Annotated in this window: 7 protein-coding genes; 4 read left to right on the top strand and 3 right to left on the bottom strand. The window is 34.6% G+C overall.

Annotated features, from left to right (window positions below; all coding sequences use genetic code 11):
• Positions 1 to 28: 28 nt before the first annotated feature.
• Together ACN0TY_RS07885 and hutH are read left to right on the top strand one after the other, a co-directional pair.
• A complete protein-coding gene (locus ACN0TY_RS07885) occupies positions 29 to 1,573 on the top strand; it encodes an NAD(P)H-hydrate dehydratase (RefSeq protein WP_417444033.1) in 1,545 nt (514 codons plus the stop codon).
• 89 nt (positions 1,574 to 1,662) lie between these two features.
• Positions 1,663 to 3,174 carry a histidine ammonia-lyase gene (gene hutH / locus ACN0TY_RS07890; RefSeq protein ID WP_417444034.1) on the top strand — a complete coding sequence of 504 codons (1,512 nt, stop codon included), beginning with the start codon at positions 1,663 to 1,665 and terminating at the stop codon, positions 3,172 to 3,174.
• Between the two features lie 72 nt (positions 3,175 to 3,246).
• On the opposite strand, the gene ACN0TY_RS07895 is transcribed toward hutH, so the two are convergent.
• The 3 genes from ACN0TY_RS07895 to ACN0TY_RS07905 form a co-directional block, all read right to left on the bottom strand.
• Complete coding sequence (locus tag ACN0TY_RS07895) at positions 3,247 to 3,639, bottom strand: STAS/SEC14 domain-containing protein (protein WP_236959717.1); 393 nt, start codon at positions 3,637 to 3,639, stop codon at positions 3,247 to 3,249.
• Between the two features lie 233 nt (positions 3,640 to 3,872).
• A complete protein-coding gene (rimK, locus tag ACN0TY_RS07900; protein ID WP_236959716.1) occupies positions 3,873 to 5,243 on the bottom strand; it encodes a 30S ribosomal protein S6--L-glutamate ligase in 1,371 nt (456 codons plus the stop codon).
• A gap of 285 nt (positions 5,244 to 5,528) precedes the next feature.
• Complete coding sequence (locus tag ACN0TY_RS07905; protein WP_236959715.1) at positions 5,529 to 8,081, bottom strand: ATP-dependent Clp protease ATP-binding subunit; 2,553 nt, start codon at positions 8,079 to 8,081, stop codon at positions 5,529 to 5,531.
• Between the two features lie 265 nt (positions 8,082 to 8,346).
• On the opposite strand from ACN0TY_RS07905, the gene gyrA reads away from it, so the two are divergent.
• Positions 8,347 to 10,923 carry a DNA gyrase subunit A gene (gyrA, locus tag ACN0TY_RS07910; RefSeq protein WP_417444035.1) on the top strand — a complete coding sequence of 859 codons (2,577 nt, stop codon included), beginning with the start codon at positions 8,347 to 8,349 and terminating at the stop codon, positions 10,921 to 10,923.
• A 24-nt stretch (positions 10,924 to 10,947) separates the two neighbouring features.
• The gene (locus tag ACN0TY_RS07915) at positions 10,948 to 12,219 is read left to right on the top strand and encodes a tetratricopeptide repeat protein (RefSeq protein ID WP_417444036.1); all 1,272 of its coding nucleotides are present in this window, start codon (positions 10,948 to 10,950) and stop codon (positions 12,217 to 12,219) included.
• The last annotated feature ends 251 nt before the right edge of the window (positions 12,220 to 12,470 follow it).

The raw sequence follows: 12,470 nt of genomic DNA on the forward strand, positions 1-12,470 counted from the left end.
AATAATTTAACTAAAGAATTGTTGTAAAATGAAGATTTTTTCTACTAAACAAATACGCCTTGCTGATAAATTAACAATTGAGAGGCAAAATATTACCAGTGATGAATTGATGGAGAGGGCTGGTAAAACAGTTTTTAATTGGATAAATAGACAATTAGTAAATTCAAAAGTTAAGATTCATATTTTCTGTGGAATAGGAAATAATGGAGGAGATGGTTTGGTTGTAGCTCGACTATTATTGGAACAAGGGTATGATATTTCTGCTTATGTTGTGAATTATAGTGATAAACGTTCTAAAGATTTTTTGCTGAATTTTGATAGGATAAAAAACCTAAAATATTGGCCGGAGTTACTTACAGAAGATAATGACCTTCCCAGAATTGGTGCTAATGATATAGTAATAGATGCTATTTTTGGAATCGGCTTAAATAGACCAGCTGCTAGCTGGGTAGCTGCTATTATAAATCATATAAATAAAAGTGGTGCTTTTGTTCTTTCTGTAGATATTCCTTCGGGCCTTTATATGGAGAAGGCTATTACAGAAAAAGATACAGTTATAAGAGCAAATTATACGCTTACATTTCAATTGCCTAAATTAATTTTCTTATTACCGCAGTCTGGGATTTATACCGAATATTGGGAGGTTCTAGATATTGGTCAGGATGCAGAACACTTGTATAAAGAGCCTACAGATATGTTTTATGTAGAAAAGTATGATGTTCTTGGGGTTTATAAACCACGTGGAAGATTCTCTCATAAAGGCACATTTGGTCATGCTTTGATAATTGGAGGTAGCTATGGTAAAATTGGCGCTGCTCTTATGTGTAGCGAAGCTGCATTACATTCTGGAGCTGGATTGGTTACTTCTTACATTCCTAAATGTGGATATCAAACAATACAAGCTTCTTTTCCTGAGGCGATGGTTTTAACAGATTCCGAGGAAACACATATTTCTAATATAAAATTTGATATCACGCCTACCGCTATTGCAATCGGACCAGGATTAGGGAAGCACGCAGATACTGTAAAAGCTTTTTCTGACTTTATTATTCAGAATAAAAAACCTTTAGTGGTAGATGCTGATGCTCTAAATATTATTTCTGAAAATCAACATCTTTTAAAAGCGATTAAAGGAAATGCTATTTTGACACCACATCCAAAGGAATTGGAGCGGCTAATAGGAAGCTGGAAAGACGACTTTGATAAATTAGAAAAAGCGAAGCAGTTTTCAAAAGAAAATGAATTGGTGCTTTTGATAAAGGGCGCATATACGGTTACTATAAATAAAGGAGAATTGTATTTTAATTCCACAGGAAATCCTGGTATGGCAACAGGGGGAAGTGGAGATGTGCTAACAGGGGTTATTTGTGGACTCTTAGCGCAGGGATATAGTTTGTTTGAAGCTGCGATAATGGGAGTGTATATCCATGGAAGAGCTGGAGATCTAGCTGTGTTGCGTTCTGGCGTAGAAGCGCTAACAGCAACAGATATTATTGATTTTACAGGAGATGCCTTTATTGATTTGCTGAAGAAAAACACGAAAGATTATCAAGAAAATCAAGATAATGCTTAATATAAAATAAGGATTAGGTTAATTGTTTGTATTTCCTTGTAAAATTAGTCGGTAATGCAGATTTTTGGACTTTTAACTACATAAAGAGAATGAACGATTTTTACTATATAAGCTCAGAAGTATTAGATATTGAAACGATTTCTAATGTAATAGATAATAAGTTAAAGCTTAAACTATCTGATGAGGCTAAAGTTAATATAGATAATTGCAGAAAGTACTTAGATAAAAAGATAGCTGCGGATAAAAAACCAGTTTATGGTATTAATACTGGATTTGGATCTTTATGTAATGTAAAAATTGCTGACGATCATTTGAGTCAGCTTCAAGAAAACTTGGTGATGTCTCATGCCTGTGGTACGGGTGAAGCGGTGCCAAAGGAGATTGTAAAACTAATGTTGTTACTTAAAATACAATCTTTAAGTTACGGACATAGTGGGGCGCAACTCGCTACAGTTTGTAGATTGATAGATTTGTATAATGAAGATATAATCCCTGTTGTATATACCCAAGGTTCCTTAGGTGCATCAGGGGATTTAGCTCCGCTTGCACATCTTTCACTTCCTTTATTAGGAATGGGAGAAGTTTATTATAACGGAAAAACGGTAAAAACTGCAACTGTATTAAAAGAGAAAAATTGGGAGCCGATAGCTTTGCAGTCAAAAGAAGGACTAGCGCTTTTAAATGGAACTCAATTTATGAGTGCATATGGGGTGTGGTGTATAATAAATGGGTATAGACTTTCCTATTTAGCGGATTTAGTGGGAACGATGTCCTTAGACGCTTTTGGCGGACTTACAGAACCATTTAATAAATTAATACACTTAGTGCGACCGCATAGAGGACAAATAAAAACTGCTGCTAGAATTTTAAGTTTTATTGAAGGAAGTGAGATTTCTGAACTTCCTAAAACACAGGTTCAAGATCCATATTCTTTTAGATGTATGCCGCAAGTTCATGGTGCTTCAAAAGATGTTTTGGCGCATGTAAGAAAAGTTTTTAAGACTGAAATTAATTCGGTTACCGATAATCCAAATATATTTATTGATCAAGATGAGATTTTATCTGGAGGTAATTTTCATGGTCAGCCACTAGCGATGGCCTTAGATTATTTAGGAATTGCATTGGCAGAGTGGGGAAGTATTTCTGAAAGAAGAACCTATCAGTTAATTTCTGGACAACGAGGATTGCCATCATTTTTGGTGAATGATCCTGGATTGAATTCTGGATTGATGATTCCGCAGTATACCGCCGCTAGTATTGTGAGTCAGAATAAGCAATTAGCAACTCCTGCAAGTGTAGATACTATTGTTTCTTCTAACGGTCAAGAAGATCATGTAAGTATGGGAGCAAATGCAGCAACGAAGTGTTTTAGAATCTTAGAAAATCTAAAATCAATTCTGGCAATCGAACTTTTAAATGCTTCTCAAGCATTGGCCTTTAGACATCCGGCAAAATCGTCAGAAATAATAGAAGACTATTTTGAGGCTTATACTAAAGTAGTTCCTTTTGTTGATAAGGATAGAGTTTTTCATGACGATATTAAGAAAACTATCGAATTTATGGGAACGACAAAAGTATCTCCTGAAATGTTTAAAGATTAAGAGTAATAGGATTTAGGTTTGAGAAGGGCCTAAGTATTTAAAAAGTTTTAAAATTAGGGATGAGAAAGTGATTTAATCCATTTTCTTTAGCACCCACTTTACGGAGTCTTCTAAGTTTTTGAAGAGCTTCATTTCTTTACCATAAAAATACTTCTCGATCTTAAAATTATGTCTATAAAGTTCTTTACTAGATACAATAGCTAATAATTTTAAATTATCAATATCTTTTATGTATTCGTAGAGTGTAGGGTTAATGGCGTATGCATTTTTCCTGTAAGAAATATAGCTATAGTTTTTGTTGCGATAATGAATGTCTGCAATAGCTATTAAATCGGATAAATTCTCTAATGACAAATCGATTCCATCATTAATTATACCTATGACAAACTTTGGGTATATTTCTATATATCCAAAATCTAATTTATAAGATTTAATTAGTTTATGTTTACTAACGAGCGTTGTCATGCAGCAAAAATAAATCTAATCGCATTCTTAATTTATTTTATGAAAGAATATTAGATTAAGTACATTAATTGTTAGCCGAATTGAATATTTATTGAAGGATAGAAATGAAAAATATTCAAAAAGATACTGTAATATTGAAGAATTAGTAAAGTATAAGATTAAAAAAGAACCCGAAATGCCTTTAGTTTAACGTAAGGTATTTCGGGTTTAATGATTTTATAAAATAGATTCCCTTATGGTTTCCAGTTTAGTTTCTTTTCGATGGATTTTATCATGAGTCCTGCAATATCAATATTTGTAGCAGTTTCAATACCTTCTAATCCAGGAGAAGAATTTACTTCAAGTAATAAAGGACCTTTTGCGGATCTTATTATATCTACTCCAGCTACATCGAGCCCCATTGCTTTTGTAGCTTTAATAGCTATTTTCTTTTCTGCTGCCGTAAGTTTTACCAATGATGCCGTTCCTCCTAAGTGCATATTTGCTCTAAATTCTCCTGGAGGAGCTTCTCTTTGCATTGCTGCAACAACTTTTCCGTCGATCACAAAAATACGAAGGTCTTTTCCGTCGGCTTCTTTAATAAATTCTTGTACTAATATATATGCATTTAGGCTTTTAAATGCATTGATAACACTCTCTGCTGCCTTTTTTGTTTCAGCTAAAACAACGCCTTTTCCTTGAGTTCCTTCAAGAAGTTTTATGATAAGAGGAGAGCCTCCAACCATTTTTATAAGGTCGTTGGTGTCTAAAGGAGAGTTCGCAAAACCAGTTGTAGGAATGCTCACTCCATTTTTCAGTAATAATTGTAATGAAAATAGTTTGTCTCTAGACTGACGAATTGATTCCGCTTTATTTAAACAGGCAATATTTATAGATTCAAAATGTCTTGCTAGAGAACATCCGTAATAAGTCATACTCGGACGAATTCTAGGAATTATGGCGTCTAAGTCGTTTAGAATTCTACCTCCACGATAATGTATTTCTGGAGTTTCGGCGTCTAATTTCATGTAGCATTGGCGGATGTTGAAAAATTCAACTTCGTGTCCCATGCGTTCTCCAGCTTCTATAATTCTTCGGTTACTGTATAAATTTGGATTGCTAGCAAGAAGTCCAATCTTTAAGCCACCTTGAATTTGAACGTTAGCTTTGTATCTTTTATTAACATCTTCATCGCTGAGGTCGCCAAGCATAAAGCTACTTTCTGGATCAACAATAAGTCTTCCCATCATAGCTTCTCTTCCTAAAAGCATACGGTATCCCATGCTATCTCTATTGGTAAGAGAAACTTCTATATCCCAAGAAGTATCGTTGAGATTAAGCGTAGTTTTTATGATATATCTATTTTCACGGTTACCTGTAGAGCTTTTAATAACTCTTTTATCAACAACAACAGCTTCGCAATGAATTACTTTTTTGCCGTTATGTTGAATAGGGTACACATCAAAAGTTACCCATGTATCGTTATTTCGCTGAAATGGCTGAATATTTACAGCATGTAGCGCAGACGTTTTAGCACCGCTATCTACACGTACTTTGATGGTTGATATATCTAAATCTGGTAATGATACCCATTCTTGGCTACCAATAATCGTTTTGTTACTCATTTAAATGTTTTTAGGTTCTAATCCTAGGGTTTATTTGTTCGACTTCCTATGTGTTTTAAAAGAAAGTGTCGAATAGAGTTATTTTTAAGCTTAGAGTTTACTCTAAGTGATCTTCCGAAGCTATAAGGCTAAGGATAGGTTATTTACAGGACAAACTTAAGCAAAAGCAAAAAGAGAGTTCCCAATTCTTCTAAGTTAAGAAGAATTTTAGAGCCAGTAAAATTAAATAAAAAAACGTGCGATAGTTATACCGCACGTTTTAATTATTGTAAAATTAATATAAACTTATGATTCAGTTGACTTTTCAGCTTTACTGATAGTTATAGTAAGTTCATCTTTTTCTTTGTCTAGATCCATAAAAATACTATCCCCTTCAGATAGTTTTGAAGTGATAATCTCTTCAGCTAAAGCATCTTCAATATATTTCTGAATAGCTCTTTTTAGAGGTCTAGCTCCGTATTGTTTATCAAAACCTTTATCAGCAATATAATCTTTTGCTTTTTCGGCTAATTTTAAATTGAAGCCTAGGCTTTCAATACGTTTATAGAGTTTCTCTAATTCGATATCGATAATTTTGTGAATGTCTTCTCTCTCTAAAGAGTTGAACACAACAACATCATCAATTCTGTTTAAGAACTCTGGAGCAAATGCTTTTTTCAAGGCATTTTCGATTACACTTTTTGAGTGTTCATCTGCTTGCGCTTTTTTGGCCGATGTTCCAAAACCAACTCCTTGACCGAAGTCTTTTAATTGGCGAGCTCCAATATTGGAAGTCATAATGATGATAGTATTTCTAAAATCAATTTTTCTTCCTAAGCTATCGGTAATATATCCATCATCTAATACCTGTAAAAGCATATTAAATACATCTGGATGTGCTTTTTCTACCTCATCTAAAAGAATTACAGAATATGGTTTTCTTCTTACTTTTTCGGTAAGTTGACCACCTTCTTCGTATCCTACATATCCTGGAGGTGCTCCAATCAATCTAGAGATAGCAAATTTCTCCATGTATTCACTCATGTCGATACGAATAAGCGCATCTTCAGAGTCGAACATCATGTTAGCAAGAACTTTTGCTAATTGCGTTTTACCAACACCAGTCTGCCCTAAGAATATAAAAGAACCAATTGGTTTATCTGGATCTTTCAATCCGGCTCTATTTCTTTGGATGGCTTTTACCACTTTGGCAACAGCGTTATCTTGTCCAATTACCTTCCCTTTAATAAGTTCAGGTAGCTTTGCTAATTTCGAGCTTTCTGCTTGTGCAATTCTAGTTACAGGAACGCCACTCATCATGGAAACTACATCTGCAACACTTTCATCTGTAACAATCTCACGATGTAATTTACTTTCCTCTTCCCAGTTTTCTTGAGCGATAGCTAAATCTTTTTCGATACGCTTTTCATCGTCTCTAAGTTTAGCAGCCTCTTCGTATTTTTGCTTTTTAACAACAGAATTCTTCAGTTCTTTAACTTCTTCTAATTGCTTTTCTAGCGTTAGAATTTGCTTAGGAACCTCCATGTTTGTGATATGAACTCTCGATCCAGCTTCATCCAAGGCATCAATAGCTTTGTCTGGAAGGAAACGATCTGTTAAATATCTGTTGGTAAGCTTAACACAAGCTTTAATTGCTTCGTCAGTATAAGTTACATTATGGTGCTCCTCATACTTATCTTTAATGTTGTTAAGGATTTCAATAGTTTCTTCAACACTTGTAGGCTCAACAATTACTTTTTGAAATCTTCTTTCTAGGGCGCCATCTTTTTCGATATACTGTCTGTATTCATCTAAAGTAGTAGCTCCTATACATTGAATCTCTCCACGTGCTAATGCAGGTTTGAACATATTAGAAGCATCTAAACTTCCAGTAGCTCCACCAGCGCCGACAATAGTGTGAATTTCATCAATAAAAAGAATAATATCATCATTCTTTTCAAGTTCGTTCATTACAGCTTTCATGCGCTCTTCAAACTGTCCTCGGTATTTTGTACCGGCAACAAGAGAGGCAAGGTCTAGAGTAACGACTCTTTTATTATAAAGAATTCTTGAAACTTTCTTTTTAACAATACGCAAGGCAAGTCCTTCTGCGATGGCACTTTTACCAACTCCAGGCTCTCCAATTAATAGCGGATTGTTTTTCTTTCTACGACTTAGGATTTGAGAAACTCTTTCAATTTCTTTCTCTCTTCCTACTACAGGATCCAATTTATCTTCTTCAGCCATCTGTGTAAGATCACGTCCGAAGTTATCTAAAACAGGAGTTTTAGACTTTTTATTAGACTTAGGAGCGCCTCCTGTAGTTCCAAAAGGATTGTCTCGAGGCTCTTCTCCAGCGCCAGTTTCATCTGAAAAAGATTCAGCTGAAGGTGCGTCTATATAATCGTCATCGCTAGTTATCATAAGCTTAAATTGTTCTTTAACATTATCGTAATCAATCTTAAGCTTGTTAAGAAGTTTTGTTGTTGGGTCGTTCTCATTCCTTAATATACAAAGCAACAAATGAGCTGTGTTTATAGAAGAACTTTGAAACAACTTAGCTTCTAAAAAAGTAGTTTTTAAAGCGCGTTCGGCTTGTCTGGTAAGGTGTAAATTACGTTTATCGTTTGCATTTATACCACTAGCAGGGTTCGACGGACTTAATATCTCTACTTTTCTTCTTAAATGTTCAAGGTCTATACTTAATGCTGTTAATATGTCTATTGCTTTTCCGTTTCCATCACGCAAAAGTCCGAGCATAAGATGTTCCGTTCCAATAAAATCGTGCCCTAATCTTAAGGCTTCTTCTTTACTGTAAGCAATTACATCTTTTACTCTTGGTGAAAAATTATCATCCATACTTTTTTCCTTTCTTCAGTTAAAAATAGTAAAACAACTATAAGTAGACAAAAACTGTACCTTAATTCTTCTTCTTTGAGGCTACTTTCAGCTAATAGACAAAAAAAAGTATCAAAAACAAAAAAATTAACATTGATTTTATTAACCTTTCAAGGGGCTTTTTTTGTTGATAAAAACATTAAAAAACCTTTTAGAGTAAGGTGAAATCGTCTTTAAAATGTGTATATTGGCTCGATTTATAATTAAAACATAATTTATATTTAATATGGCAGAAGGAGAAAAGCTGATCCCTATTAATATTGAGGACGAGATGAAATCGGCTTACATTGATTATTCAATGTCGGTCATTGTGTCACGTGCTCTTCCAGATGTTAGGGACGGATTAAAACCAGTTCACCGCCGCGTTTTATTCGGAATGCATGAATTGGGAGTTAGATCTAACAGTTCTTATAAGAAGTCTGCAAGAATTGTAGGAGAGGTATTAGGTAAGTATCACCCACATGGAGATACTTCTGTTTATGACGCAATGGTGCGTATGGCTCAGCATTGGAGTCTGCGATATATGATGGTAGATGGGCAAGGTAACTTTGGTTCTGTGGATGGCGATAGCCCTGCAGCGATGCGTTATACCGAGGCACGTATGCGTAAGATATCTGAAGACATGCTTGCTGATATTGATAAGGATACTGTAGACCATCAGTTAAACTTTGACGATACATTAAAAGAGCCGAAAGTACTTCCTACAAGAGTTCCTAATTTATTGATTAATGGAGCTTCAGGAATTGCAGTAGGTATGGCTACAAATATGCCTCCTCATAACCTTTCTGAGGTTGTAGATGGTACTGTAGCTTATATTGAGAATAACGATATTGAGATTGATGAATTAATTGAACATATAAAAGCTCCAGATTTTCCAACAGGAGGTACTATATATGGCTATGATGGTGTTCGTGAGGCTTTTAAAACTGGTAGAGGGCGTGTTGTTATTCGTGCCAAAGCTACTACAGAAGAGGTTAACGGACGTGAATCTATCGTAGTTACAGAAATTCCATATCAAGTTAACAAGGCAGACATGATTAAAAAGACTGCCGATCTTGTTAATGATAAGAAAATTGAAGGGATTTCTAATATTCGTGATGAGTCGGATAGAAATGGAATGAGAATCGTTTATATTCTTAAACGTGACGCTATTCCTAACATTGTTCTTAATACATTATATAAGTATACAGCGCTACAATCTTCTTTCAGTGTTAATAACATTGCATTGGTTAACGGAAGACCAAAATTACTTAACTTAAAGGAAATGATCCATTATTTTGTGGAGCATCGCCATGAGGTAGTAGTTAGAAGAACAGAATATGAACTGCGTAAAGCTGAAGAGCGTGCTCATATATTAGAAGGATTAATTATTGCTTCTGATAATATAGATGAGGTGATTGCAATTATCCGTGGTTCTGGTAATGCAGATGAAGCGCGTACGCGTTTGATTGAGCGTTTTGAACTTAGTGAAATCCAAGCGAAAGCAATCGTAGAAATGCGATTAAGACAACTTACAGGTCTTGAGCAGGATAAGCTACGTACAGAGTACGATGAAATCATGAAGTTTATTGAAGAATGTAAAGATATTCTTGCTAATAAAGAGCGTAGAATGGAGATCATTAAAACAGAACTTCTTGAGGTTAAAGAAAAGTATGGAGATGATAGACGTTCTGTAATTGAATATGCTGGGGGAGACCTTAGTATGGAAGATATGATTCCAGATGAGCAAGTGGTAATTACTATTTCTCATGCGGGTTATATTAAAAGAACGCCTTTAACAGAATATAAAACTCAGAATAGAGGTGGAGTAGGACAAAAAGGAAGCTCTACACGAAACGAAGACTTCTTAGAGCATTTATTTGTTGGTACAAACCACCAGTATATGTTATTCTTTACGCAAAAAGGAAAATGTTTCTGGATGCGTGTTTTCGAAATTCCTGAAGGAAGTAAAACTTCTAAAGGACGTGCTATTCAGAATTTAATAAATATTGAGCAAGATGATAAGGTGAAAGCCTTTATTTGTACTCAAGATTTAAAAGATGAAGAGTATATAAACAGCCATTTTGTCATTATGGCAACTAAAAAAGGTGTTGTTAAGAAAACTTCTTTAGAGCAATATTCTCGTCCAAGACAAAACGGAATTAATGCAATTACAGTTCGTGAAGGCGATGAATTGCTTGAAGCTAAACTAACAACAGGTAACAGTCAGATATTATTAGCTGTTAGATCTGGTAAAGCGATTCGTTTTGAAGAAGGTAAAACACGTCCGATGGGTAGAAATGCCTCTGGAGTTCGTGGTATTACTCTTGCAGATGATAATGATGAGGTTGTAGGAATGGTATCTGTACATAACCTAGAAGAAAACATACTTGTTGTTTCTGAAAATGGTTATGGAAAACGTACTTATTTAGACGATCCTGAAGATGGAGAACCAGTTTACCGAATTACAAATAGAGGAGGTAAAGGGGTTAAAACAATGTCTATTACAGAAAAAACTGGAGCTATTGTAGCTATTAAAAACGTATCCGACGAGGATGATCTTATGATTATCACAAAATCTGGAGTTGCTATTCGTATGGCAATTGAAGATTTAAGAGTTATGGGGCGTGCTACACAAGGGGTGAAACTAATCAATCTGAAGAACGATTCTATTGCCGCTGTAGCTAAAGTTATGAAAGAAGAGGATGATATAGAAGACATAGATGACATCGAAGTTGTAGAGGATGGCACAGATGTTGATTCTAACAAAAGCGATATCGATACCCCTAATGTCGATACCGAATCTGATAATGAGAAAGAATAATATTTAACACAAATTTTTTAAACAATGAAAAAACAAGTTCTATTAGCATCTGCAATATTAGCATCATCTTTTGCTGTTGCGCAGAAAAGCGAACTTAGAGATGCTGAAAAAGCCTTAGATAATGGAAGTGCTGCTGAAGCAAAAACTACGTTACAAAGTTTATCATCTACAATTGAATCTGCAGATGATAAATATAAAGCGGAGTATTACTTTTTAACTGGTAAAACCTATGCAGATCTTGCAAAGAAAGGTGGAGCTGATGCAGATTATGAGAAAGCAGTTGCTTCTTTAAACGAATTGATAGCGTTTGAAAAAGAATACAAAACTAAATATACTGATGATGCTAAAGAGATTCTTAATAATCTTTCTGGTGACATTGTAAATGCTGCTGTTGAAGATAACAAGAATGAAAATTTTGCTGGTGCTGCAAATAAGCTTTATATGGCTTATGAGATGACAGATAATGAAGATTATTTATACTTCGCTGCATCTAGTGCTGTAAATGGTGGTGAGTATGACACTGCTTTAAGTTATTACGAAAAACTTAAAGAGCTTGGTTATACAGGAGAAAGTACAGCTTATATGGCGGTTAACAAAGAAACTGGAGAAGTTGAAAATCTAGGTTCTGAGCAAAATCGTGATTTAATGGTTAAAACTGGAGAGTATTCTGATCCTACTGAGGAGAAAACAGAATCTAGAATGCCAGAGATCGTTAAAAACATCGCTTTAATTTATAATGAAAAGGGTGAGACTGAAAAAGCTGCTGCAGCTATTAAAGATGCGCGTGCTGCTAATCCTGATGATATAAACTTATTACTTACGGAAGCTAATATGTATATCAAAATGGGAGATAAGGCTAAGTTCCAATCTTTAATGGAAGAGGCTATTCAGAAAGATCCAAAAAACCCTACTCTTTATTACAACTTAGGAGTTATTCTTGCGGAGCAAGGTAATAAAGAAAAGGCTAAAGAATACTATGAGAAAGCTTTAGAATTAGATCCAGAAAATGAAAATGTATATTTAAATATGTCTTCATTAATTCTTTCTGGAGAGAGAGAAATGGTAGAAGAAATGAATGGTTTAGGTAACAGTGCCGCTGATAACAAACGTTATGATGAGTTAAAAGCTGAGCGTGAAGCTATTTACAAATCTGCTGTTCCTTATTTAGAGAAGCTATTAACTGTTAATCCTAATAACGTAGATGCAATAAGAACACTTATGAATATCTATGGTACAATTGGTGAGCAGGCAAAATTTACTGAAATGAAAGAAAGACTTGCGGCTTTAGAGCAGTAAAATTTTTCAAGAAATAATAAGAGAATCGTCTAAAATTAATTTTTTAGGCGATTTTTTTTGAATAGACTTTTTAGCTAGTAATTCTTATTTATTGGTGGAGTGTAATTTTCTGTGACGTTTGAACGAAAACAGCTACTTGGTCTGTTCGATATTTCTATGTTGTATAGAATGTTCTTGCCATTGATTTAAGCTAATTTGGAGTGCTTTTTAATGCACTTTTTTCTTTTAGTTGGATTGTGTCAGGATAAAGT

Source organism: Joostella sp., assembly GCF_048266025.1.
Classification (GTDB): domain Bacteria; phylum Bacteroidota; class Bacteroidia; order Flavobacteriales; family Flavobacteriaceae; genus Galbibacter; species Galbibacter atrarenae.

Excerpts from the sequence above, each read along its gene's own strand:
- ACN0TY_RS07885 (WP_417444033.1), top strand. The coding sequence starts at position 29 with ATGAAGATTTTTTCTACTAAACAAATACGCCTTGCTGATAAATTAACA.
- hutH (WP_417444034.1), top strand. The coding sequence starts at position 1,663 with ATGAACGATTTTTACTATATAAGCTCAGAAGTATTAGATATTGAAACG.
- ACN0TY_RS07895 (WP_236959717.1), bottom strand. The coding sequence starts at position 3,639 with ATGACAACGCTCGTTAGTAAACATAAACTAATTAAATCTTATAAATTA.
- rimK (WP_236959716.1), bottom strand. The coding sequence starts at position 5,243 with ATGAGTAACAAAACGATTATTGGTAGCCAAGAATGGGTATCATTACCA.
- ACN0TY_RS07905 (WP_236959715.1), bottom strand. The coding sequence starts at position 8,081 with ATGGATGATAATTTTTCACCAAGAGTAAAAGATGTAATTGCTTACAGT.
- gyrA (WP_417444035.1), top strand. The coding sequence starts at position 8,347 with ATGGCAGAAGGAGAAAAGCTGATCCCTATTAATATTGAGGACGAGATG.
- ACN0TY_RS07915 (WP_417444036.1), top strand. The coding sequence starts at position 10,948 with ATGAAAAAACAAGTTCTATTAGCATCTGCAATATTAGCATCATCTTTT.